The sequence below is a fragment of the Photorhabdus namnaonensis genome, assembly GCF_001684335.1.
Taxonomy (GTDB): Bacteria; Pseudomonadota; Gammaproteobacteria; order Enterobacterales; family Enterobacteriaceae; genus Photorhabdus; species Photorhabdus namnaonensis.
The window spans coordinates 1-23,974 of the sequence record NZ_LOIC01000035.1 but is presented as its reverse complement, the minus strand read 5'-3'; the positions used below and the strand labels follow the sequence as shown (position 1 = coordinate 23,974).

22 protein-coding genes, 1 tRNA gene and 2 pseudogenes are annotated in these 23,974 nt (G+C 39.4%); 19 read left to right on the top strand and 6 right to left on the bottom strand.

Going from position 1 to position 23,974, the window contains the following annotated elements; genetic code table 11:
• From Phpb_RS23610 to Phpb_RS07240, 3 genes are all read left to right on the top strand, one after another.
• On the top strand, positions 1 to 169 hold a 169-nt coding region (locus Phpb_RS23610; protein ID WP_131817501.1), incomplete at its 5' end, for a zinc ribbon domain-containing protein.
• Positions 170 to 216: 47 nt separating this feature from the next.
• Entirely contained in the window at positions 217 to 789 is a 573-nt protein-coding gene (locus Phpb_RS23605) for an MFS transporter (RefSeq protein ID WP_075489415.1), read from the top strand.
• Positions 729 to 1,244, top strand: a complete 516-nt coding sequence (locus tag Phpb_RS07240; RefSeq protein WP_065389775.1) for an MFS transporter — start codon at positions 729 to 731, stop codon at positions 1,242 to 1,244. Before Phpb_RS23605 ends, Phpb_RS07240 begins: the two co-directional genes overlap by 61 nt.
• Before the next feature lie 280 nt (positions 1,245 to 1,524).
• Here Phpb_RS07240 and Phpb_RS07235 read toward each other — a convergent pair whose 3' ends face one another.
• Positions 1,525 to 2,709 carry a BaiN/RdsA family NAD(P)/FAD-dependent oxidoreductase gene (locus Phpb_RS07235; protein WP_065389774.1) on the bottom strand — a complete coding sequence of 395 codons (1,185 nt, stop codon included), beginning with the start codon at positions 2,707 to 2,709 and terminating at the stop codon, positions 1,525 to 1,527.
• A 269-nt stretch (positions 2,710 to 2,978) separates the two neighbouring features.
• Between Phpb_RS07235 and pitA the strand changes: the two genes are divergently transcribed.
• On the top strand, positions 2,979 to 4,469 hold the full coding sequence (gene pitA / locus Phpb_RS07230) for an inorganic phosphate transporter PitA (RefSeq protein WP_065389773.1): 1,491 nt from the start codon (positions 2,979 to 2,981) through the stop codon (positions 4,467 to 4,469).
• A 54-nt stretch (positions 4,470 to 4,523) separates the two neighbouring features.
• On the opposite strand, the gene uspB is transcribed toward pitA, so the two are convergent.
• Positions 4,524 to 4,859: a universal stress protein UspB gene (uspB, locus tag Phpb_RS07225; RefSeq protein ID WP_036812627.1), complete on the bottom strand. Its 336-nt coding sequence runs from the start codon at positions 4,857 to 4,859 to the stop codon at positions 4,524 to 4,526.
• A 460-nt stretch (positions 4,860 to 5,319) separates the two neighbouring features.
• Between uspB and uspA the strand changes: the two genes are divergently transcribed.
• Positions 5,320 to 5,751: a universal stress protein UspA gene (gene uspA, locus Phpb_RS07220; RefSeq protein ID WP_036779007.1), complete on the top strand. Its 432-nt coding sequence runs from the start codon at positions 5,320 to 5,322 to the stop codon at positions 5,749 to 5,751.
• A gap of 260 nt (positions 5,752 to 6,011) precedes the next feature.
• Positions 6,012 to 7,355 (top strand): NADP-specific glutamate dehydrogenase, encoded by a 1,344-nt coding sequence (gene gdhA, locus Phpb_RS07215; RefSeq protein ID WP_065389772.1) that lies wholly within the window; start codon positions 6,012 to 6,014, stop codon positions 7,353 to 7,355.
• 51 nt (positions 7,356 to 7,406) lie between these two features.
• On the opposite strand, the gene rsmJ is transcribed toward gdhA, so the two are convergent.
• Entirely contained in the window at positions 7,407 to 8,150 is a 744-nt protein-coding gene (rsmJ, locus tag Phpb_RS07210; protein ID WP_065389771.1) for a 16S rRNA (guanine(1516)-N(2))-methyltransferase RsmJ, read from the bottom strand.
• Positions 8,151 to 8,156: 6 nt separating this feature from the next.
• A complete protein-coding gene (gene prlC, locus Phpb_RS07205) occupies positions 8,157 to 10,199 on the bottom strand; it encodes an oligopeptidase A (protein WP_065389770.1) in 2,043 nt (680 codons plus the stop codon).
• A 236-nt stretch (positions 10,200 to 10,435) separates the two neighbouring features.
• Between prlC and Phpb_RS25965 the strand changes: the two genes are divergently transcribed.
• The 6 genes and pseudogenes from Phpb_RS25965 to Phpb_RS26280 all read left to right on the top strand — a co-directional run bounded on the left by Phpb_RS25965 (position 10,436) and on the right by Phpb_RS26280 (position 13,291).
• A tRNA-Sec gene (locus Phpb_RS25965) sits at positions 10,436 to 10,530 on the top strand.
• 166 nt (positions 10,531 to 10,696) lie between these two features.
• Positions 10,697 to 10,995: pseudogene (locus Phpb_RS07200) on the top strand (virulence RhuM family protein); the annotation flags it as partial.
• A gap of 280 nt (positions 10,996 to 11,275) precedes the next feature.
• Positions 11,276 to 12,418, top strand: a complete 1,143-nt coding sequence (locus Phpb_RS07195; RefSeq protein ID WP_240492436.1) for a DEAD/DEAH box helicase — start codon at positions 11,276 to 11,278, stop codon at positions 12,416 to 12,418.
• Positions 12,419 to 12,426: 8 nt separating this feature from the next.
• Positions 12,427 to 12,591 (top strand): hypothetical protein, encoded by a 165-nt coding sequence (locus tag Phpb_RS25960; RefSeq protein ID WP_165603275.1) that lies wholly within the window; start codon positions 12,427 to 12,429, stop codon positions 12,589 to 12,591.
• On the top strand, positions 12,588 to 12,869 hold the full coding sequence (locus Phpb_RS07190; RefSeq protein ID WP_131817500.1) for a hypothetical protein: 282 nt from the start codon (positions 12,588 to 12,590) through the stop codon (positions 12,867 to 12,869). The genes Phpb_RS25960 and Phpb_RS07190 overlap by 4 nt, the downstream gene beginning before the upstream one ends.
• Positions 12,866 to 13,291 (top strand): hypothetical protein, encoded by a 426-nt coding sequence (locus tag Phpb_RS26280; RefSeq protein ID WP_065389767.1) that lies wholly within the window; start codon positions 12,866 to 12,868, stop codon positions 13,289 to 13,291. The genes Phpb_RS07190 and Phpb_RS26280 overlap by 4 nt, the downstream gene beginning before the upstream one ends.
• A gap of 262 nt (positions 13,292 to 13,553) precedes the next feature.
• Here the strand turns inward: Phpb_RS26280 and Phpb_RS07180 are convergent, their stop codons facing one another.
• Positions 13,554 to 14,453: a DNA-3-methyladenine glycosylase family protein gene (locus tag Phpb_RS07180; protein ID WP_065389766.1), complete on the bottom strand. Its 900-nt coding sequence runs from the start codon at positions 14,451 to 14,453 to the stop codon at positions 13,554 to 13,556.
• Between the two features lie 152 nt (positions 14,454 to 14,605).
• Here Phpb_RS07180 and Phpb_RS07175 point away from each other — a divergent pair, with 152 nt between their 5' ends.
• From Phpb_RS07175 to Phpb_RS07145, 7 genes are all read left to right on the top strand, one after another.
• On the top strand, positions 14,606 to 15,559 hold the full coding sequence (locus Phpb_RS07175) for an alpha/beta hydrolase family protein (protein WP_065389765.1): 954 nt from the start codon (positions 14,606 to 14,608) through the stop codon (positions 15,557 to 15,559).
• A 797-nt stretch (positions 15,560 to 16,356) separates the two neighbouring features.
• A complete protein-coding gene (locus tag Phpb_RS07170; RefSeq protein ID WP_065389764.1) occupies positions 16,357 to 16,659 on the top strand; it encodes a Cro/Cl family transcriptional regulator in 303 nt (100 codons plus the stop codon).
• Between the two features lie 768 nt (positions 16,660 to 17,427).
• Positions 17,428 to 18,528, top strand: coding sequence for an amidinotransferase (locus Phpb_RS07165; protein WP_065389763.1), 1,101 nt, complete (start codon positions 17,428 to 17,430; stop codon positions 18,526 to 18,528).
• An 8-nt stretch (positions 18,529 to 18,536) separates the two neighbouring features.
• Positions 18,537 to 19,544 (top strand): fatty acid desaturase family protein, encoded by a 1,008-nt coding sequence (locus Phpb_RS07160; RefSeq protein ID WP_065389762.1) that lies wholly within the window; start codon positions 18,537 to 18,539, stop codon positions 19,542 to 19,544.
• 91 nt (positions 19,545 to 19,635) lie between these two features.
• Positions 19,636 to 20,499 carry a 2OG-Fe(II)-dependent halogenase WelO5 family protein gene (locus tag Phpb_RS07155; protein ID WP_065389776.1) on the top strand — a complete coding sequence of 288 codons (864 nt, stop codon included), beginning with the start codon at positions 19,636 to 19,638 and terminating at the stop codon, positions 20,497 to 20,499.
• Positions 20,500 to 20,658: 159 nt separating this feature from the next.
• Entirely contained in the window at positions 20,659 to 21,540 is an 882-nt protein-coding gene (locus Phpb_RS07150) for a DMT family transporter (RefSeq protein WP_036778977.1), read from the top strand.
• Between the two features lie 241 nt (positions 21,541 to 21,781).
• On the top strand, positions 21,782 to 23,374 hold the full coding sequence (locus Phpb_RS07145; protein WP_065389761.1) for a serine hydrolase domain-containing protein: 1,593 nt from the start codon (positions 21,782 to 21,784) through the stop codon (positions 23,372 to 23,374).
• Between the two features lie 278 nt (positions 23,375 to 23,652).
• On the opposite strand, the pseudogene Phpb_RS07140 reads toward Phpb_RS07145, so the two are convergent.
• A pseudogene (locus Phpb_RS07140) lies at positions 23,653 to 23,974 on the bottom strand (transposase); the annotation flags it as partial.

Here is a 23,974-nt window from a genome sequence, read left to right as displayed (position 1 = left end):
GCATAAGCGGAGCTGGCCATGTCCTTGCTGTGGTGTCGAACATGATCGTGATATCAACGCAGCGCTCAACATCGAGCGCAAGGGCATAACAGAATTACAGGCGGCGGGACTCGTCGTCTCTGCCCACGGAGGCCAGCGTAAATCCGTCATAAAGACGGTGGCGGCCTGAGAAGTGGGAAGCCTCGCCGTTTTTACGGCGGGGAGCAGTCACGCTCGGTGACAGGCATTTATACCGGATATTTGTCTGATATTTTTTGCCGCAGAACAATAATGCTTGTCGGGGTGATGATAAGCATTATTTCGTTCATCATGATGTCCTTCTCATCTTCACCTATCTTATATTTAATCGCTATATCCGGAATTAGTATTGGTCGTGCTCTGTTAGAAGCGTGTAGTAAAGCCTTAATTGGCGATTATATTGACTCTCCTAAAGAGAGAGAGTCAATCCAATACTATCGATATTATTTGATCAATGTTGGTGCTGCAATTGGCCCTTATGTTGGATTAGCTTCTGGTCTATCGGCACAGAGAGAAACTTTTCTAATTACAGCCATTGTTTATTTTGTTTATGGTATTATGTTGCGTGCCTTTTTATTATCTTCAAAAAAGGAAGAGGAAATAAAAAAAGTCAGCAATGACATTAGCTTTACAAAAACATTGAGCATAATTATTTCTCACCGAACATTCGTGATACTTCTATTATGTAATGTTCTTGTAATGTTCTTGTTATGTTTGTTTATGCTAACTTTGATTCTACGCTTGTTCAATATTTATCTAGATCAAATATAAACAATGTTACCAATTTTATTGCTTTATTAGTTATTGTCAATTCATTGACAATTATCACTTTGCAAATCCCAACTTTAATTTTATTAAGAAATTTTACACCAAGAATAAAAATATTAATTGGTATCGTGTTAATTGCCATAGCTCAAATCATTTTTGCGTTCTCACCTATTAATACAGTTTATTATCTCTGTGTCGCAACTGTCATTCTGAGTTTTGGGGAAATAATTGCCATACCTACGTTTAATGTTGAAGTTGATAGGCTCACTCCTCACCATTTAAGAGGAGCTTTTTTTGGTGCTTCTAATATGTCCAGTATCGGATCAGCTTTAGCGCCTATTTACGGAGGGATCATGCTTGATTTATTTAATGCTACCCTACTGTTTTCATTATTATCCCTAATTAGCTTGATAACTCTATTGATTTATTATATTTTTTTAATCAAAAAAAATAATTAATGGTGGATGTATGAATTGCAATTTTGATGTTGTATTCGATCGTTCTGTTTTTTCATCCACTAAATGGCCATACCCTCAAGACCCACTGTATGCCGATAACAAGCCAATACCATTATGGGTGGTAGCTTATCAACATTAAATGCGATTACAGACTGGCAAAAAAACAGGCATGACTGGACAATTAAACCCGACTGGATTGTTCAGATCACATATATGGTTGCCAGTAAGAACATAAGGAAAATTGCTCTTACGGGCAAACTTTATTGTCTCTCCACAACAGTTACAACGCCTGAGCACATGCCCAGGCGGAACTCCATGCCCATTGAAAGTTATAGCCACCAAGCCAACCGGTGACGTCTACCACCTCACCAATAAAGTAAAGTCCTTTTATCTGATTAGCTTCCATCGTTTTGGAGGAAAGCTGGTGAGTATCAACGCCGCCCATCGTCACTTCGGCGGTGCGATAGCCTTCCGTACCGTTAGGTTGTACCCGCCATGATTGGAGGTTAGCGGCCAACTGTTTTTGTTGATTTGGGTTCAATTGCTTAAGAGCAATATCTGGGAGCTGATCGAGCGTTTGCAGGCACTCTGTCAGCCGCTTCGGTAATAATTTTGCCAAAGTATTTTTTACGCTTTGGTTTGGGTGGGAGCTCCGTTCTTGCTCAATAAAGGTTTCCAGATCACTATCTGGAAGTAAGTTAATGCTTACAAACTCTCCCGGTTGCCAGTAACTGGAAATTTGTAAGATTGCTGGACCAGAAAGTCCTCGGTGGGTAAACAGAATATTTTCTTTGAACAGAGTACCGTTTTCGGCGGTAACAATGGTGGGAACAGACACGCCAGAGAGCATATGAAGTTGCTCCAGTAGTGGTTTATGCAGAGTAAAAGGCACAAGAGCGGCGCGGGTTGGCAAGACTTTCAAACCGAACTGTTCTGCGATTCGATAACCAAAAGGAGTTGCTCCAAGGCCCGGCATAGATAATCCACCGGAAGCAATGACAAGTGAGCGTGTACTTACTTCTTTTCCGTTAACGATGATAACGAAACCCTGCTCATTTTTTCCTACCTGGCTAACTTCGCTGCGCAGACGAATAGTAACCTGACCGGTTTCACACTCTTTCAGTAACATATCAACTATCTGTTGGGCGGAATCATCACAGAAAAGCTGCCCTAGTGTTTTTTCATGGTAAGCAATGCCATGACGTTGAACCAGTTCAATAAAATCCCATTGTGTATAACGGGCCAGAGCAGACTTGCAAAAGTGGGAGTTAGCGGAAAGATAAGCGGATGGTTCTGTGTACATATTAGTGAAGTTGCAACGTCCACCACCGGACATCAAAATTTTACGCCCAGCTTTTTTGCCATTGTCCAGAACGAGTATCCGTAAACCGAGCTGTCCGGCCTGAGCTGCGCAGAATAAACCTGCCGCACCGGCGCCAATAATTACTACATCAAATCTTTCCACTGTTTTTCTCTTTATGACTAAATAATTTAGTGGGGAATTACCCCTAATATGTTGCATTTTTGATAAATTTGTGGGGGAAAAGTCCCTTATAACTTAAAATTGTCAATTTTTTAGAAGATATGTAATTTTATGATATATAAAGAGTATTCCTATTTCTTATTGTTATCTGGTTGTCATGAAATCAAAAAAAGTTCATATTTCACTTCCCCCGCTAGCATTTGTCACTGATAATGCGCCGCGTTCATGTCCAACTAACTGGCTTAACGTTTATGCTACATCTTTTTACTGGCCTGGATTTTCACACCAGCCTAATGTTAGTACTGGCACTACTGTTTGTGCTATTTTATGAAGCCATTAATGGCTTTCATGATACCGCGAATGCGGTAGCAACAGTTATTTATACCCGTGCTATGCGAGCACAGTTTGCCGTCGTTATGGCTGGGGTATTTAACTTCTTTGGTGTTCTTCTTGGTGGATTAAGTGTCGCTTACGCGATTGTGCATTTGCTTCCAACCGATCTTCTTCTCAATGTCAGTTCCGCTCATGGCCTTGCTATGGTGTTTTCCATGTTGCTGGCTGCGATTGTTTGGAACCTTGGTACCTGGTATTTCGGTTTACCTGCATCCAGTTCCCATACCCTGATTGGTTCCATTATTGGTATCGGTTTGACCAATGCCATCGTAACCGGTTCTTCTGTGGTTGATGCGTTGAATGTGCCGAAGATGATACAGATTTTCCTGTCGTTGATCCTCTCTCCTTTAATCGGATTGATCATCGCAGGGGCAGTCGTGTTTCTGCTGCGTCGTTACTGGAGTAGCACCAAGAAACGTAAACGTATTCATCTGACTCCCGCTGAACGTGAAAAGAAGGATGGTAAGCGTAAGCCCCCTTTCTGGACGCGTACAGCGCTGATTTTGTCCGCGGTAGGCGTAAGCTTCTCTCATGGGGCGAATGATGGTCAGAAAGGTATCGGTTTGATTATGCTGGTGCTAATTGGTGTAGCGCCAGCAGGATTTGTCGTAAACATGAATGCCAATGGTTATGACATCGCCCGTACCTACGACGCTATTACCCACTTGCAAAAATATTACCGGCAGCATGGCTCAGAGTTATCCCATGTGATTGAACTGACGCCATTGGTCGCTGTTGCGGAAGATGAACCGGAAGGGCGATTCCATTGTGATATTACGCGAGCTGTCGCTGTTCTTGATCAGACAGAAAACCTATTGAAGGGCATTCAGAGCTATAGTGAGCTGAATGCTGAACAGCGTAGTAATATGCGCCGTATGTTGATGTGTATTGCTGATACGGCGGAGTCTCTGGCTAAACTGCCGGAAACTCGAGCTGAAGACGCCCGTTTCCTGAATAAATTGCGCAAAGACTTATTACACACCGTTGAGTATGCGCCTGTCTGGATTATCATTGCGGTAGCACTGGCTCTGTCTTTGGGAACAATGGTTGGCTGGAAACGTGTTGCAGTCACTATTGGTGAGAAGATTGGTAAAAAAGGCATGACCTACGCGCAAGGTGTTTCAGCTCAGATGACTGCTGCTGTTTCAATTGGTGTTGCGAGTTATACTGGCATGCCGGTTTCTACTACGCAGGTGCTTTCTTCTGCGGTGGCTGGAACGATGTTGGTCGATGGCGGTGGGGTTCAGGGTAAAACCATCCAGAATATCCTGCTGGCTTGGATACTGACGCTGCCGGTTTCAATCGGGTTGTCCGGTACGCTTTACTGGTTCGCTTTGAAACTGATTTAATTGTTTTAATGGATAATTTGAGGGCGGTATGGGTTAACTATACCGCCTTTTTATTTAATACCAAATCAACATAGAAATCAGGCAAATAACAACTAGTCCACTCAGTGCGCTGGTCAAAATAAATTGTCTTCTCAACCTTTCACAACGAAGAACAACTTCTGGATCATGATGATCAAGGTAACGTTGTGAATTGATATAGTTCACTAGTCGTATTTGCTTATTAAGTTGCCCATGAGTAGTGAAAAAGCCGTTACCGTCTACTGATTGATAAAGCAAGGGGTCAGATTGACGAAGAATGGACAGCAATGCTCGTAGTGAAGAGAAGTAGCGCATCATATTGATAATGCAGACAAGACACAGCGCCCAAAACAGTGCGATTGTACTGAACATAATCCCCTCCTTAGAATGGTTAGCCAGAGCTGTCACAAAAAAGAAAAAATCAAAATCGCAGGTGGTGACACCTTTATATTTATTGTAGGAAAGATAGCCAGATAGTACAAAAAACCTATTCTGCGTAAGTTGGGACAGAACTAACAGAAAAACGTCATAAACATTCATCTAGCCAGTTCTATTTAACCATGTAATCCCAGAGAGACTGATTAGTTGTTCGCGTAAATATATTGGGTATTAAGAAAGGCCATAAATTCAGAGTAGGATTTTGCTATCCATCAAGTGGCAGGAAGAGCAATTGTGGTATATGTTGTTTGGTGGATGTTCTTTGTCCAGTCGCTAAACCGATGAGCTTTGATCGAAACAGGACTTGAAGAACATTCTAATTAGTAATAAACACAGGATAGTGGCAATTTGCCCTGCCAACTCACTAACTCGGCATTATGGAAGGAGTTCGCTTATGGCTTACAAACATATTCTTGTTGCGGTTGATTTATCCCCGGAGAGTCAGGTTTTGGTGAGAAAAGCTGTTTCTATGGCTAAACCGGACAATGCCAAAGTTTCCCTGATCCATGTTGATGTTAACTATTCCGATCTCTACACCGGTTTGATTGATGTTAATCTCGGTGATATGCAACAACGTATTACTGACGAGACCCGCAGTGCGCTGAAAGCGCTCTCAGCAGATTCAGACTATGACATTCAGGAGACCCTGAGTGGTAGCGGTGATCTGGGGCAAGTACTGGTTGATGCAATCAAGAAATATGACATAGATATGGTTGTTTGTGGTCATCATCAGGATTTCTGGAGCAAATTGATGTCTTCTGCTCGTCAGTTAATTAACACGGTTCATGTTGATATGCTGATTGTTCCTCTGCGTGATGATGAATGACAATAGATTGAAAAGTTATTCGATAAAATCGCCTGCTTATGCAGGCGTTTTTTTGGTGAAATGGGGGGGTGTTTGGCTTATGCTCGGTGCAATCAAGAAATTTTTTTTACCTTTCTGCGAAAAAATTTCTTGAAAGATGAATATAGAACAATGATATATTCAAAGGGCAAACACAACTTATCTCACATTTTCAACAAAAATAATGATTAGAAAATGACTGAGAATCCATCACAACCGAAGTAGAAATAAGGAATAACTAAATGAGCTGTTTACTATCTTTGTCTTCATTTCTTGGATCGATTCAACGCAGGGATGAATATCAACCAGAATATCTCCAGGCTGTTCGGGAAGTATTCACCTCTCTTTGGCCGTTTCTTGAACAAAACCCGAAATACCGTGAACATAGCCTACTGGAACGTATGGTGGAGCCAGAAAGGGTTATCCAGTTTCGGGTTTGCTGGGTAGATGATCAGGGTAAAGTGCAGGTAAACCGGGCATGGCGAGTGCAATTCAACTCCGCCATTGGTCCATACAAAGGCGGCATGCGTTTTCATCCATCGGTGAACCTCTCTATTCTGAAATTCTTGGGCTTTGAACAAACCTTGAAAAATGCACTGACAACTTTACCAATGGGTGGTGGTAAAGGTGGTTCAGATTTTGATCCTAAAGGAAAAAGTCAGGGCGAAGTCATGCGTTTTTGTCAGGCATTAATGACAGAATTGTACCGCCATTTGGGGCCGGATACTGATGTTCCCGCAGGTGACATTGGTGTGGGTGGCCGTGAGGTGGCTTTTATGTCAGGGATGATGAAAAAGCTTTCTAACAACACGGCTTGTGTATTTACTGGCAAAGGTCTCTCTTTTGGCGGTAGCTTGATTCGCCCGGAAGCAACCGGTTATGGTCTGGTCTATTTCGTCAATGCCATGTTGAAACGTCATGGCATGGGCTTTGATGGTATGCGCGTATCGGTTTCCGGTGCAGGTAATGTCGCACAATATACGATTGAAAAATGCATGGCATTGGGAGCGAAAGTGGTAACCGCTTCTGATTCCGGCGGTACCTTAGTTGATGAGGATGGGTTCACACCGGAGAAGCTGGCTCATCTTGAAGAGATAAAAAACCAACGCTATGGCCGTGTGGAAGAATACGCCAGAGAGCGGGGGCTGACTTTCTTGAAAGGGTTACAACCTTGGTCTGTGCCGGTTGATATCGCTTTGCCATGCGCCACTCAGAATGAACTGGACTTGGATGCGGCTAAGGTCCTTATCAAGAATGGCGTCAAAGCGGTTGCTGAAGGGGCGAATATGCCAGCGACTATTTCAGCGACGGAAGCCTTTATTGAAGCAGGCGTGCTATTTGCACCCGGTAAAGCGGCCAATGCTGGCGGCGTGGCGACATCTGGTCTGGAAATGGCGCAAAATGCGGCCCGTTTAGGCTGGAAGGCTGAAAAAGTGGATGCACGTTTGCACCACATCATGCTGGATATTCACCACGCTTGTGTTGAGTATGGTGGCGAGGGCAAACAGACCAATTATGTTCAGGGTGCGAACATTGCCGGATTTGTGAAAGTTGCTGACGCTATGCTTGCTCAAGGCATTCTTTAAACTACATTCTTTAAACTAAAAGATATCAGCCGCAATAACGGCTGATTTTTTTCAACGAGGATAAATATCAAAACGGTGATTTTTCGTGGTGATATCTGCTGATGCAGCGACTCCAGCTAAGGGTTCTGCATAATCTGGCCGCTTTACCACGACGCGGCGTTTTGCCAAAGCGCGTGCAGGGGCTAGCAAACTATCAGCATCTTCATCAGCGCCAACCAGAGATTGGAACACTCGCATCTCTTTTTTCACCAGTGCGCTTTTCTGCTTATGTGGATACATAGGATCAAGATAAACGACATCGGGCTGTGGCGTAATATCGGCCAGCGCTGTGATGCTAGAGGCATGGAGCAGCGTCATGCGCTCTTGCAACCAGCCGCCAATTTCTTCATCCTGATAACCCCGTTGCAGCCCATCATCCAGCAATGCCGCAACCACCGGATGGCGTTCCAGCATTCTTACATGGCAACCCAGTGATGCTAGCACAAAGGCATCGCGCCCCAGGCCGGCGGTAGCATCTACGACGGTTGGTAGATAATCTTTTTTGATTCCTATGGCCTTAGCGACTGCTTCGCCGCGTCCTCCGCCAAAGCGACGGCGATGTGCCATTGTACCTGATACAAAATCGACATAGATGCCGCCTAGCTTTGGCTCATCCCGTTTACGAAGTTCAAGACGCTGAGGGGTAAGGACCAACGCCATAATCGCGCTTTCGTCATGCATCAAGCCCCAGCGCTCTGCCAGTTGAGATAAGGCGCTGTTATCAGCGCCTTGTTCACAGATTAAACAGATTCCCACCTTAAATTACCCTTTAATACCGGCCTTGCGCAGCATTGCATCCAGTTTTGGTTCACGGCCACGGAAACGTTTGAACAGCTCCATTGGCTCTTCGGAACCGCCACGGGACAAAATGTTATCAAGGAAAGATTGCCCGGTTTCGCGGTTAAAAATGCCTTCTTCCTCGAAGCGAGAGTAAGCATCGGCTGCCAACACATCAGCCCACAGATAACTGTAGTAGCCAGCGGCATAACCACCGGAGAAGATGTGGGTGAATGAATGTGGGAAACGGCCCCATTCAGGTGAAGGCACTACAGAGACCAATTTCTTCACTTCTTTTAAGGTCTTCATGGTTTGAGCGCCTTTCTTTGGATCGTAGTTAACATGCAGACGGAAATCGAACTGACCAAACTCAAGTTGACGTAAGATCCTCATGGCAGCCTGATAGTTTTTGGCTGCTAACAGATTATCCAACATGGATTGCGGCAGAGGTTCTTTAGTCTCATAGTGACCAGAGATGAATGCCAGTGCTTCTGGCTCCCAGCACCAGTTTTCCATGAATTGGCTTGGCATTTCAACCGCATCCCACGGTACACCATTGGTACCGGAGACACCGGCAGTTTCAATCTTAGTCAGCATTAGGTGTAGACAGTGACCAAACTCGTGGAACAGCGTATTGACTTCATTGTGAGTGAATAGCGCTGGTTTATTGCCAACAGGTTTGTTGAAGTTGCAGTTCAGATAAGCGACAGGCTTTTGCAGTTCGCCGTTGGAACGGCGCATGCTGCTGATACACTCATCCATCCAGGCGCCGCCACGTTTATTCTCGCGTGCGTACAGATCCATATAGAAGCTACCACGTAGCTCATTGGTATCATCGTACAGATCAAAGAAACGGACATCCTGATGCCAGGTTTCTACATCATGGCGCTCTTTAGCCGTAATGCCATAGATACGGCGAACAACTTCGAATAACCCTTCGACAGCCTTTTGTTCCGGGAAATAAGGACGTAACTGCTCATCATTGATAGAGAACTCATACTGTTTTTGTTTTTCGCCATAATAAGTCATATCCCAAGCTTCCAGCTTGTGGGCGCAATGATGCCATTTAGCAAAACCTTTTAATTCATCTACTTCTTCTTCGCCCTGTGGATGAGCGCGTTTTGTCAAATCATTCAGAAAATCCAATACTTCCTTCGGGGTTTTTGCCATCTTGGTTGCAAGGGATTGTTCTGCATAATTTTTCAAACCAAGCAACAGAGCTTGTTCGTGACGTAGCGCGAGAATTTCGGCGATCACTTCGCTGTTATCCCATTTACCTGCATTTGGCCCCTGATCGGATGCGCGGGTATTGTAGGCGTGGTAAATTTCTCGACGCAGTTCACGGTTATCTGCATAGGTGATAACCGGCTGATAACTTGGTGCTTCTAAAGTCAGTAGCCAGCCTTTTTGTCCTTTGGCTTCTGCTTGTGCTTTAGCGGCGGCAAGCGCGCTTTCAGGCAGACCAGCCAGATCTTTCACGTCAGTAATTAATTTGGTCCAGCCCATAGTGGCATCAAGCACATTATTGTTGAATTGCGAACTTAAATCTGACAAACGAGCACTGATCTCGCCATAGCGCTTCTGCTTCTCCTCAGGCAGAGCAATACCTGATAGTTTAAAATCACGCAGTGCGTTTTCAACAACTTTGCGTTGAGGTACAGAGAGCTTCTCAAACTCCGCACTTTCACGTAATGACTTATAGGCTTGATATAGTCCCTTGTGCTGACCTAACCAGGTACTGAATTCGGATAGTAATGGCAAACTTTCTTCATAGACGGCGCGTAATTCTGGGCTGTTTTTAACCGAATTCAGATGATTGACGGGTGACCATGCACGGGACTGTTTATCACCAGCTTCGGCCAATGGTTGACACAGATTATCCCAGGTAAAAACGGTATTCTCGGCCAATATTTTTTCGACGATTTGGCGATAATCGGCAATCACTTCTTTTACAGCGGGAACAACATGTTCTGGTTTAATAGAAGAAAATTTTGGTAAACCTGATGGAACGAGTAACGGATTAGTCATATAAAGCGTCCTTTTTATGTGTTGGATACATTGCTGAGCGGAGCAACCTTGTATCGTAATGGGTATCGGCTAATAAGATGTAGGTAAAATTCGACAAACTCAACGCGAATGTTGAGTTTATGAACAACAAAATTTAATGCTTTTTAGGAAATTGAGAATGATTTCAGCAAACGGATTCAGAAGCCAGATAATATGCGCTATGATTAGCTCCTTTTCATAATCCTTTGTATTTATATGGAAGATCATCGTCCCCGGTGGGGCGGCTGGACTTCAAATCCAGATGGGGCCGCCAGCGGTCTCTGGCAGGTTCGACTCCTGTGATCTTCCGCCAATTGAGCTCTCCTGAACTCCACTAAGCTCTAAAAATCCCTTATAACACCTGCAATTAATCTACTTTCCTGGCCGGAAGGTTGAATTGCCATTGGCAATTTTTGATCCCATAATTCCATTAGTTTTTCACCTACTTGAGATAACGGTCAATAGAGCGGAGGCAATTGATGAGTGATAATCTTCCTGAAGCACCACAGGGCAAATTTATTTTGTTCCGAAGTGACGATGGTCAGGCACATGTCGAACGCCGTTTTGAATCCGATACGCTGTGGTTATCACAAGCGGAGATAGCCAATCTTTATCAGGTGACACCTCAGGCGATCACACAGCATGTTAAGGTTATCTATGATGAGGGTGAACTTGTACAAAATTCAACTTGTAAGTCTTTCTTACAAGTTCGACAAGAGGGTAATCGACAAGTTATCGTAATATACTGCATTACAACCTCTCAGAGGTCTTTTTGGTTTTAGAGAGGGGAAATATAAAGATGTAATATCCTTATGATTACAGTTTCATCTTATTAGATAATTAAATTATTCATAGGATTATATACTGTGAAATATTATTGTGTTTTCATTGAAATGGATAGCGTAAATGAAACGATTAGGAAAAAGTGAAAAATAATTTATTGAGCGACCAAGTTATAAATTTCGTGCTATTAGTCAAGATTTTGTCCATACTACATAGACTATTTTACATGAATATGGGTTTAATGGTGATTATATAATTGGTAGAGTAAAAGGAATATGTATGTCTTATTTTTTGATACAGCAGTTAATATTGAGGGAAATAAGAAATTAAGAGCGCCTCAGATTGAGGCATACATCAAAATTAGAGAGTATTTTAATCAGCCAGATAATAAAGAAGCATTAGTAGTACTACCGACAGGTACAGGGAAAAGTGGTTTAGTTTCTATTGCGCCATATGGAGTTTCAAATAAAAGAGTTCTCATCATAACTCCTGGGCTTGTTACTAAAGATAGTATACGAAAAACTCAAGAGGTGTTAGAGGACAATTTCTGGGTGAATTGTGATGTTATATTTAATAGTAAAGATATTCCTGTGGTGAATGAATACCTTCAAGATATCAGTGATGAGCATTTATTTGCTAGTCATATTGTTTACTCTAATATACATCGAGTATCAAGTAAGCGTGGGACAAGTCTAATAAGTAGAGTTCCACAGGACTTTTTTGATTTTATTATTATTGATGAGGCTCACCATGCTCCTGCCCAAAGTTGGCGTGAAGTTTTGGGATATTTCCTAGAGGCTAAGATACTTCATGTTACAGGAACACCATATCGAGGTGATAATCAAGAGATTTCTGGGGAAAAAATACATGAAACTCCTCTTTCAGAGGTTATGAAAAATAATTATGTGAAGTGGTTAAGAAAAGAGACAGTTAATGCACATGAGTTGTATTTTTCTATAAAAGGAAATGAGGAGGTCAAATTATTAAAGGAAGAGGTATTGGCATTTAAAGATAAAGAGTGGATAGAGAAAAGTATCGCTCTGTCGGAGGAGTGCTCAAAAGATGTTATTGAATATAGTATATTAAAATTAAATGAGTTAAAGAAATTATCTAGTAAAGTTCCCCATAAAATATTAGCTGTAGGTTGTAGTATTTCTCACGCAGAAGATTTATATCATTGGTATAAAGAAAAGGGATTAAATTCTATTATTGTTCATAGTGAAATGTCCTTAGATGAATTACGTAGATCTTTTAGAAACATTGAAAATCATCAATGTGATGTCGTAATTTCAGTTAACATGCTGATGGAAGGTTATGATCATAAATACTTAAGTATTCTAGCTATATTTAGGCCATATATACCCTATGGATTTCAAGTTGCATCGCGGCGGCAAGGGAGTGAATCCCCGGGAGCATAGAGAACTATGTGACTGGGGTGAGCGAGTGCAGCCAACAAAGAGGCAGCTTGAAAGATGACGGGTATAGAAGTATTAATGCATTTGCACAAGTGATTGGTAGAATATTGCGTGCAATACTTGATGATGAAATAACAGCTTTTGAAATTGATAATAATGGCAAGCAAGAAAAATGATGCGACAAATCTTGAGTACGCGAATACAGGATGAGGTTGCTAATCTTTTGATTGAAAATGGTATTGATGAAAAAGGCTCTGAGCTTTACCATATTTTTAATCGCTATATTCCTAATCTAAAGACAACAGATATTAATGATGGTATTGTTGTTCGTTTCATTAATAGCAAATTATCCAGGATATATGGGGCGGTTAAGGATCGGGATAATAAAACATTGCTAAAATCAATAGAGGCATTAGCGGGAATACTTGAAGAAGTTAAGAGGATGATACGATGATCGACTCATTAAAAGTAAACGAGATTATAGAAAGAATGGTAGCCTTTTGCTTAGTGAAAGGTGTTCAGCCTGATGAGCTCATAACTGCTATTTTTGAGAGTGAATACGATAGCATTGAAACCATTAAGAAATCTAATGATATTCATATGATTATCACCTATAAAGAAAATGTAGATAACGAGGTGAATATTATTAGAATGAAATATATATATAAAGAAAATAAACAGTTACAGAGAATAGAGCAAAAGATAAATTCGGGAGCTTATAAAGTCCAATGGGATAGGACGGAGAAGCTAGAATCTATTATTAATGAGCTTTTAGAGGTTATCGGGGCAGACAACAAAATATTATCAGATATTAAAGAAAAAATTCCGGCAGAGTTTCGGAGTATTGTCTATCCTAAACTAAAACTTGTTTGCTAAGTGTGCACTGATTAAGGAGGGAACACCTCCTTTTTTATCGATAGGACTGTCCGTGTATATTTGAGGGTATTAGAAATTCATTCATTTTAATGAATCATCTAAAGAAGAGGAAATGAGAATATATCATAACAATTTGATTTATCAGAAACCTTGAAAGTCTTATCATGGGATTTATATTCATGAAAAAAATTGTTTTCATGGTTAATCATTTGATAGCAACAATACACCATACCAGCAAAAGAAACAAAAATTAACAGTAACATCAATACCCTGCACTTGATTCTTGTCGCCATAAATGTGCGGCTAATAGGGCTTTCCAGGGGGTGAAATCTGCCAACCATTTTTCTGCCTGTTCTCTGGAAACTTTTTCATTTTGATTAAACAGTCTTTGCATATTACGTCTTACGGCGACATCGCCATGTAATGAGCCATTTAAGTAGTTGAATCCCCGTAACAGGGAATAGTTAATTGTCCACATACCAATGCCTTTTATAGCGAGTAAATTATCTGTTAGCTGCTGAATATCTTGCTCATCATCAGAGATTGCTAATGCCAATTCACCAGATTCAATTAATTGGCTTAAGTGGAGTAATGTTTTGGCTTTACTGACAGAAAATCCGCATTGGCGTAATTCATCTTCTGAATGGTTGAGTATTTGTCTGGCGGTTGGAAAGCACCATAGCCCGGAGGAATGCTGAACTCCCATTGCCTGAATAAATCTCCTGCGAATAGAGATAGCAGCACTGACACTGATCTGTTGGCCGATAACCGCCCAACTTAATGCTTCAAACGGTGTGGCCGATTGATAAATCCTTAAACCTGATTGTCTGGCAATAAGTGAACCGATAATTGGGTGTTCTTTATATAAACATTCAAATAGATGAACAGGCTGTAGAAGCCCTAGCATATGCGATGCTAAAGCAGATAAGCGCTCATCAGGGCCTGTGGTGTCACTATCAACTTTAAGTTGTATATGTGCGGTTTTTGCATTAATAGCTATGGTTAATTCCGCAGGTTTGTCATCCCACATCATTCCTTTCCGAACTTTATTCTGTTCCACAATTTCAGCGATATTTTGTTTATCCCTTTGATGAAAAGCGAAAAAATCGTGGATATGATAATTATCGGGTAATGCGATTTTGGTGGATAAAGTGGTTTTCATTTCTTCTCTCCAAATGTATGGGTATTTTAGTAATTATAGTTAGCAATCTGGATAAAAAATCTGAACCTTGCTTTCAAATTTTAAAAATTTTTCTGACGGGAACAATATCGCAAATTTGTGGTCTTTGTATATGTCAGTTAAAGGAGAGGTTAATGAAAGCATATCATTTTAATTTACGACAGAAAATTCTGACATCTGCCCTGCTTTTTTCATGTTATATAGGTTTCGCTTACTCAAATACAAATGCTCATAAACAATTTTTCCGTCATGATGGTAGTGAAATAACTTACTATCTTAATCAAAGAGGAGGTAAGAGTCTATTGGTGCTGATACAGGGTTCTGATTGTAATAGTATCGTCAATAATAAGTTTGTGAATGACACGTTCAGTGATGTTTATCCCGATAGTGATGTCCTGACTGTGGAAAAATATGGCATTAATGCATCACTCCTTTGGTCTGATGCTGTTGAACGTGCAGATTGTCCTAAGGCTTATATGAGTTTGGATACGCCAGAGCAGCGAGTTAAGGATTATATTCAGATCATTGGTTATCTAAAACATCAGAATAAATATAAGAAGATCATTGTCTTGGGTGGAAGTGAAGGGGCAGTGGTTGCCAATTTAATTACGTCACAAGTCAATTATATTGATAGAACTGTGTCACTGAATGGTGGAGGTCGGCATTTCGCTGATGATGTTATTCATAGTATAAGGAGTGAGGCGTCACCAGAATATCTCAATGAGGCAATTAAAGGGTTTAGGGACTTTCAGCAAGAAATAGCTACCGGGAATAATATGAATCATATAGAAATGAGTAATCACGGTGCTAATTGGTGGAGGGTTTCTCTTGGTATTGATCAATATAAAGTGTTAAATCAGACTAAGAGTCCTATCTTGATTATTCAAACGCTAAATGATAATTCAGTCAGCTCTAGTTCAGCGATAAAAATGAAAGAACAATTAAAGAAAGATAATATTACCTTTTATCAATATCCAGGTTTAAATCATGGATTCAGGAATAGTGAAGGTGTTTTGCAGATTACTCCTATTGTTGAAGATATAAAGAGTTGGTTATCCTGGGATTATGGAGGAAAGTCTGTTATCTAAAGTAGTATTAATTTGTCGGTGGTTTTTCTATATTGTAAAGTGATATTAAATTTAGTAATAAAACGTGGTATAGTCAAAATTGACACCACGTTTTTTTAGTATTATTTATACATATTAACTGTTGTTAATTAGATATCTCATTTGGCAGTAAAAAATATATATAAATAACAAGTTTATGATTAATGATTTATAATAAATTTAATGATAGTATAATTGTTTGAAATTTATTTTATATTCTTGTTATTATAATAGATGAATGGAATGTAATTATAATATTTACTATAAATCATCACTTGATTAATATACCGCTTGTTATTTCCATAAAATATAGTATTAGAATGTTATGAATTGTTGATCGATTTTGCGATAATGTTCTCGCTTTTACCTTTCTTCACATAGAGGGAAATAGCTGTTTATTTCCCATTATCATTTATAGCTGTCATTATATTAGATTGAAAAAATTACTGAAAATATCCTGTTCATTACAGGATGTAATATCTTTTCTATTTTTCATTGGCTAATAAAATATTGATTTTAAATTAATTAAATTTATTTTTTTATTTTATTGACAATACATTAATGGCATCTATAGTTATATGTATTAGATAAAGCGTCAATATGGCATCAAAAATGCTGTATATGTTATCTAAATGCTGGATAAATTCCTGATAAACACCTTGTTTTCTAGTGAAAATGGTTACAATTTCATATGGGCAAGATGAATAGCTTATTGTACATATTCTTGAGTGATATAAGTTATTTATCAATTGGTTAGATTAAAATTTGGAGTTTATGTTATGATAATTAAGAAAGATATTTTGTTAAATGAAGAGCTGATTGTCGATGATGAGCTTAAAGTGGGTAAAGTAGAGAAAGTCAATATTGATATTCTATCACCCAGCTCAGTTATTGTTAGTCTGAATATTTTAGGCGTAGTTGATGATTTTCATCTATTACTAGTTGATGATAAAGATAAAGAGAAGATTGTACTGCTCTATCTTTCTCTCCTACGTGTTCTTCATGAAAAATTAGATGTAAAAGTGAAGGTCGCAAAAAGTAAACTTACTAAGATAAAATATATAGTAGGTGTTGAAATTTAAGAATTATTTGTTAAATTTCTAAATGAGTGCGTGAATTAAAATATTTCTTAGAATAACTGGGTTTGACTTAAATGATATAATCAGTTATCAAATGCCGTATTGTTACCAATTGAAATCAAATGTAATATTTCTTTGTGTAATGACGTTGGCTTTATTCAAATCCTAAATGTATTTTTTGTTAAATACACTTAACTACAGGCAGAATGGTAATATTACTGTTCTGCCTGTGTTTATATTGGAATACATTGTTATAGAATTAAAAAGACAATGTTATTATAAACAAATTTTTATTTATTTATCTGTGTTAATATTTATAGGTTAATAATGATATAAAAAACAGTCACATTAACTCTATTTTACAAGCCTTAAATTTAATTCCTTTACAAATTTAAATGTCCATATATTATTGCTCGCAGACAAATTTATATTCTTATTTTAGAGTTATAAAATTACAGTGAAATTATAAAGTTGTTTTTTAATATTATTACCTTGGTTGAACGTTTTATAACGGAAAAATAAATTTTTTAACAGTTTTTTACTGTTTTAAATAGCCAATATTATGATTTGCTGTTGGATTTATTAGATTTGAAAAAATCATAGTTAGTTTGATTTTTTAAACGAGAAGAGATGTAAATCCATAATAGTATGTATGATGACATATTGAAATTGAATTTTTTCTAAGAGGTTTATATTGATGGAAATAGGGTCGCAATTAATACAGTTGTTATAGTTTTAAAGCGACATAATATTAAAATATCAGGAGACGACATGCTTGATTCAAATTTAACAGATTGTAATAGTAAGAATACTTCCCCAGTTTGTTCTTTTAATGAATGGGACCCACTTGAGGAAGTTATTGTCGGTGTCGTTGATGGCGCCAGATTTCCCGGCTGGCATATGGCGATAGAGCCGATATTGCCACCGAATCAAATTACTAATTTTTATCGGTATGCAGGTCGGGCATTTCCGCAAGAACAAATTGATGCAGCATCTAAAGAATTAGAAGAATTTGTCCATATTCTTGAAGGTGAAGGTGTGACAGTGCGTCGTCCAGATCCGCAAGACCAATCTCAGGTATTTGGCGCGCCAGGCTGGAGTAGTACAGGGTTTTATTGTGCAATGCCTCGCGATGTGCTGTTAGTTATTGGAAATGATATTATTGAATGCCCGCTAGCATGGCGTTCCCGTTATTTTGAGACGGCGGCATATAAGACTTTACTTAAAGATTACTTTAAGAAAGGTGCGAAATGGAGTGCCGGGCCAAAACCACAGCTGATCGAGGAACAATATAATTTCGAATGGCATCAGCCTAATAGCAATGAGCGTGTTCCTCTTGCTATAACTGAGTTTGAACCGACTTTTGATGCTGCGGATTTTATCCGATGTGGGCGAGACATCATTGCTCAAAAGAGCCATGTCACAAATGAATTTGGTATTGAATGGCTGCGTCGTCATATAGGTGATGAATATCGTATTCATGTTTTTGAATTTAACGATGATAGCCCTATGCACATTGACGCCACCTTTGTTCCTATGGCGCCAGGTAAGCTGTTGATTAACCCCAAAAAGGTGTTAAAAATTCCTGAGCTATTTAGGAACTGGGACGTATTACATGCGCCAGACCCAGTTATTCCTGATGATCACCCACTATATACCACCAGTAAATGGATCAACATGAATATTTTGATGTTGGATGAGCAGCGAGTGATTGTTGAAAAGCAGGATGAGCCAATGATTGCTGCCATGAAACGTTGGGGCTTTACGCCAATTCCATGTAATTTCAGGAATTTTAATACTTTCGGCGGTTCCTTCCATTGTGCAACCGTGGATGTAAGACGGCGCGGAACTTTACAGTCTTATCTTGACTAGGAATAATGATGGCTATCTGGAGATATTCCCTTTGGGATGCAGTAATGTTTGCATTAAGTATCTTGCATACGGTAGCCACTATTACGCTAGTTGTGTATTGGAATGGTTTCACTATTATGGGGTGGTTGACTAATGTTATTCTCCTTACATTGATGATAACTTACAACATAATAGTGATCTCGCATTTTTTTACCCATACTCCCTGGTTTGTTTCTAATGCTATGAATATGTTTGTGTCTATATTGAATTCAATGAATACTGGGCAATCTATACAGTCTTATCATTTATCCCATGTTCGTAATCACCACAAATATAATAACGACCGGGGAGTCGGCGAAAGTGGACCTCAGGATACTTCTTCAACCTTTATCAATGGAAAAGAAATAGGGGAACATAATACTCTTTGGAGTTATTCTACCATTGGTGGAATATTTACTCTTTATAACAGTTTAATTCGTATGTTATGGGCTATATTTATATGGCATAAACCGCTTAGTAAAGCTGATAAAGGATATGAAAAACTTCTTTCAAGAGTAAAAGTTAGGAGAATGAAAGAGTTGTGGCAATTGAGACTGGATAGACTATTTCAAGCGATGTGGGTTATTATCTTATTCACTTGCTCTTGGGAATGGACCTTATTTTGCTATCTACCTTCTCTATATTTTGCCTTTGTTCTGGTTAATATACAAAATTATTATGAACATTATGGTGCATTGCCGGAAAATAAATTTGCAAATTCAGTGAGTTACTATGGTCGTGTCTATAATTTTTTGATGTTTAATGATGGCTATCACCAAGAACATCATATCTCAGGAAACACGCATTGGAGGCTATTACCTGATTTACGTAGGAAATATTCGACTCAGCTTTCTGCACAGAAGAGAGTTATTAGTCCGGTACCTGCAATATTGGGTTTTTTACATAGACGTAGATCTTTATTTCATAGATCTATAAACCCTATGGATTTTAAGATGGATCGCGACGGCAAGGGAGTGAATCCCCGGGAGCATAGGTAACTATGTGACCGGGGTGAGTGAGTGCAGCCAACAAAGAGGCAACTTGAAAGATGACGGGTATAAACCAAAAATAATGGGTGAATCGACTATAATGCAAAAAAAATTCGAGATTAGAGGAGCAACGCTGGCAGAATCGGAGTTTATGATATATGAAACATCAAACAATGTATCTATACACGCACTTTCTGCCCTTTTGGATGGTCGCCTTGCGGCTTGTCGGGTTCGTAATTTTCTTCCGTCAGAACAAAGCAGGAAAATAATTGAGAACTTTTGGCGTTCCTCGGCACGGACTCCTCGTTACGGAGAAGGTATTGAAGGTGTTGAGGGATATTTCATTGGAGCATCGCATATTGAAAAAGATACCCGCCAATATATTGAAGAAGCGGAGCATTTCCGCTCTTCAATTAATGAGGTGTTTCAAGATACGATCAATCCAATTGATCGTTTCATTGATCAAGTAATTCATTTTAGTAGTAATGCCCTACGGGTAATACGTCCTGCAATGTATCATGGTGTTGCGGCGGGTAATGTAAAAATTGTGTATTGGAATAATTTTGGCGAATTCCTTTTATTACCTCATGATGATCTTGCACAGTTAAGTGATCCGAGCCAGAGTGATTTTGAGATCCAACAGATTAATCGTGTTATGGCGGTAAATTTTTACGCTGACGTTCCTCAAAATGGCGGACAATTAAAAGTATGGAATATTCAACCTGATGATCAATCGCGTAGTGCCCTTGGTTTAGCTTACAGTGGTTTTCCATATCCGTCGGAGTTATTGGAAGATCATGCAAGTATGGTGATTAATATTGAGGCGGGAGATTTGGTATTACTGAATGGGAACTTGGTCCATGCGGTACTGAATAGTAATACTATCTCTGCACCAGAAAGGCGTTTACTGGTGACCTGTTTTATGGGATTACAGCAAAATGGTGATCTTATTTGGTGGACCTAACGTAACGTGATCATAGAGATTGAAAACTGCTCACAGATATTTATCCATAATCGTGTAATATGATTGCCTCTGGGAGAGGGTTGATATTTAATCGGTGTCAGATTTGGCTAGCTGCGTTGACTTGTGTACATTAAATGTAAGACAGGGTGTGGATTCTCTATGATTTCTAAAGCTCAATGGATCTCTTATAGCTCGACTTTGATTTTTGTTTTATTGTGGAGCAGTGGTGCGATTTTTTCTCGGTGGGGACTCGATCATAGTACCGCGTTTGCCATTCTCACGATGCGTTTTGCTATTGCGCTTATTTTTTTGATATTCCTGGGATTATTATTCAGGCATAAGGGCTATTATTTACCTGAGCATGGTACTCGCAAACAGATAGCGGGCACCGGTATTTTGTTAATTGGCGGTTATTCTATTTGTTACTTTTTTGCTTTGGATAATGGGATCACGCCTGGCGTTTTGGCTACAGTTATGGGAATTCAACCGATTATCACATTGTTGGTGATCGAACGTCGTTTCTCGGTTGTACGTTTAGCGGGTTTATTATTAGCATTACTGGGCTTGGTATTAGTGGTGTATCAAAGCTTGGTGCTGTCTCGGTTTTCTATTGCTGGTATTACTTTTGCCTTAGCAGCATTGGCTTGTATGAGTATTGGTGCGATTTTACAGAAACGAATTCATCAAGCTCCCTCTGCGGTTTTACCCCTGCAATATAGTGTTAGCCTACTACTTTGTTTATTGTTTGTTCCTTTCCAGCCTTTTGAGTTTCAACTGGTGCCTGGCTTTATTATTTCATTGCTATGGTTAGGGTTAATTATCTCTGTTGTGGCTCAGTTATTACTTTACCGACTCATTCGAGCAGGTAATTTGGTGAATGTAACCAGTCTTTTTTATCTCGTCCCTGGTGTAACCGCTGTAATGGATTATTTGTTTCTGGGAAATTCGTTACCTGCTCTAAGTTTGTTGGGAATGGTAGCCATTTTATCAGGACTTGTATTAGTCTTTCGTACAAAGAGAGTCTCCCTTGCCACTGAATAAATCTGGGTTACCGGGCTTACAATTAGTCCGGTAATTGCTTTTTTATGAATGTTGAAATCAGTACTAGCACGAATTCACTTATTCCGATGAGTGATCGCAGTCACTTTCTGTTTCTCTTTGATATTAAATGATAATCATTATTGCTTGGATGTTGGTTATTTCCGTTTTACAGTACTGCCCATATATATTGCTATCAGATTGCATATATATGTCTTGTTTTAAACTTTATATAAGGAAATTAATGATGGAATCGATGATATCTACAGATAATGTTCAATTGTTTATCAATAAAATAGATGATCTAGTTAATATTCAAAATGAAAAAAAAGGTGGAGCTCTCGCGGTCGCTATTATCCACGATGATAAGATAATTTATCAGCGTCATATCGGGCAAGCTAGCATGGAACATGCTGTTGCTATACAGCCTAATACTAAGTTCTATTTAGCGAGTGCTTCAAAGCAATTCACAGCTTTTTGTATAGCTTTGCTGGAGAAAGAAGGAAAGCTCAACGTCAAGGATAAAGTCAGACAATATTTGGATTATTTACCTGAGCATTTCTCTGATATTACCATTGAGCATCTTATTCATCACACCAGCGGATTACGGGATGTATTTTTACTTTATAGTCTGGCAGGGAAAAACTCAAGTTTTGACTACTGCAATGCTGATTTAGTGAAAAAACTGATCCAACGACAACAGACACTTAACGCCCCCATTGGGGAATATAATATTTATAGCAACACGGGCTATTATTTACTGGGGGAAATCGTCAACGTAGTTTCAGGTAAGTCATTAAAAGAATACGCAAAAGAAAATGTTTTCGCCCCATTAGAGATGAAAGATACCATTATCTGTGATGATATAACCGAGATTATCTCTAATCGGGCGATGGGTTACACTTACAATGAGAATTCGCAACAGTGGATAAGAAGCGATATCAACAATTCTGTAATGGGTAGTGCAGCGGTTCACTCCACCGTGAATGATTTATGTCGTTGGGCTAAAGCGTTTTATTCGCCATCTATTGTTCAGGAGCTACTGCCTCAAATATCCCGTACACCGGATTTAACCAATGGTAATCGTAACAATTACGCTTACGGTTTGATTATCGACCAACGTGCGGGGCAAACGATAATACAACACAGTGGTACCTATGCTGGCTTCAGAGCTAATATTTGTATTTTACCGGATGCTAAATTAGGTATCGCGATGACTGCTGCAAGTGATGTTAATGTTGGTAACTGGACGGATCAGTATCTTGATATATTGCTTAATATCGATGTTGATCCAGAAGAACCACATTGCTTAACCAGTGATATTGATATCACCGGTATTTTCCGAGGGATAGAGCCTTATCCTTATATTATTACCAAAGAAGATGTTTATCTTTTAGGTAATTTGTTTACAAAAGGCAACCCGATTATTTTTAACTCTGACGGTACATTCCAAGAACAAGGAAGTAAAATCCAGTTCAGACCCGTCACTGAAAATAACAGAGTTATCGCACTGGAGCATATTGATGAAAACGGTAATGTTTTTTATTTGAAAAAGATGGATAATGAAGTTAGTGTCGATGTTCAGCTATTGTCCGGGCGTTATTATAGTCACGAAACAGAGGCGATAATTAATATTATATCGTCTGGTGATGATGTTTATATTGATGGGGTTATTCATCCTGTAAAAAAAGAGGCTTTACGACATATTTATGGGAATAGCTATTTCTCACCCAGGGCTGAGTTTGTTGTTGATTTTGAATTTGATCCTGATACTAATAAACCCCGTCTCTATATCGGTAATACCCGTTGCTTGAATGTAGAATTCGTTGCAGTTTAATTGGCAGGTTAGTAAATATAAATTTATACCCTATAGATTTCAAGATGCATCGCGACGGCAAGGGAGCGAATCCCCGGGAGCATAGATAACTATGTGACTGGGGTGAGTGAGTGCAGCCAACAAAGAGGCAACTTGAAAGATGACGTGTATAGAACAGCATTTCATTAGCAGGATCGAATCAATGCTATTGAGGGCCTAAAGATACTTTCTATTAGATGTGCTTTGTTCCAGACAGAACTATTATATTTATGTTCTGTCTGTTTTTTATAAATAAGATTTCATAATAGCGCTACACTCATTTTTTGTCTTCCTAATTTTTGCTGTGATGAAAACGATGCCAAAAAGGCATCAACATAATTAAGCAACTACCACATAAATTGACAACAATAATTTCGCGTTATTGTCTCATGGAGCGATTGTCATAATCGTTCTATTTTATTTAGTCACGATGAATAGACGGGTGAAAACAACAGGGTAAATTTGGGATGTCGTGCCAGCCAGTCCTTTACCTCCTGACTTTTATGAATACCGTAGTTATCTAAGATTAATGTGAGGGTTTCCGCATGGGGATATTGATGATTCAGTTCATCTAACATTTTG

Coding starts and splice junctions, on each gene's coding strand:
- Phpb_RS07240 (WP_065389775.1), top strand. CDS start 729: ATGTTTGTTTATGCTAACTTTGATTCTACGCTTGTTCAATATTTATCT.
- pitA (WP_065389773.1), top strand. CDS start 2,979: ATGCTACATCTTTTTACTGGCCTGGATTTTCACACCAGCCTAATGTTA.
- uspB (WP_036812627.1), bottom strand. CDS start 4,859: ATGTTCAGTACAATCGCACTGTTTTGGGCGCTGTGTCTTGTCTGCATT.
- uspA (WP_036779007.1), top strand. CDS start 5,320: ATGGCTTACAAACATATTCTTGTTGCGGTTGATTTATCCCCGGAGAGT.
- gdhA (WP_065389772.1), top strand. CDS start 6,012: ATGAGCTGTTTACTATCTTTGTCTTCATTTCTTGGATCGATTCAACGC.
- prlC (WP_065389770.1), bottom strand. CDS start 10,199: ATGACTAATCCGTTACTCGTTCCATCAGGTTTACCAAAATTTTCTTCT.
- Phpb_RS07195 (WP_240492436.1), top strand. CDS start 11,276: ATGTATGTCTTATTTTTTGATACAGCAGTTAATATTGAGGGAAATAAG.
- Phpb_RS07190 (WP_131817500.1), top strand. CDS start 12,588: ATGATGCGACAAATCTTGAGTACGCGAATACAGGATGAGGTTGCTAAT.
- Phpb_RS26280 (WP_065389767.1), top strand. CDS start 12,866: ATGATCGACTCATTAAAAGTAAACGAGATTATAGAAAGAATGGTAGCC.
- Phpb_RS07180 (WP_065389766.1), bottom strand. CDS start 14,453: ATGAAAACCACTTTATCCACCAAAATCGCATTACCCGATAATTATCAT.
- Phpb_RS07175 (WP_065389765.1), top strand. CDS start 14,606: ATGAAAGCATATCATTTTAATTTACGACAGAAAATTCTGACATCTGCC.
- Phpb_RS07170 (WP_065389764.1), top strand. CDS start 16,357: ATGATAATTAAGAAAGATATTTTGTTAAATGAAGAGCTGATTGTCGAT.
- Phpb_RS07165 (WP_065389763.1), top strand. CDS start 17,428: ATGCTTGATTCAAATTTAACAGATTGTAATAGTAAGAATACTTCCCCA.
- Phpb_RS07160 (WP_065389762.1), top strand. CDS start 18,537: ATGGCTATCTGGAGATATTCCCTTTGGGATGCAGTAATGTTTGCATTA.
- Phpb_RS07155 (WP_065389776.1), top strand. CDS start 19,636: ATGCAAAAAAAATTCGAGATTAGAGGAGCAACGCTGGCAGAATCGGAG.
- Phpb_RS07150 (WP_036778977.1), top strand. CDS start 20,659: ATGATTTCTAAAGCTCAATGGATCTCTTATAGCTCGACTTTGATTTTT.
- Phpb_RS07145 (WP_065389761.1), top strand. CDS start 21,782: ATGATGGAATCGATGATATCTACAGATAATGTTCAATTGTTTATCAAT.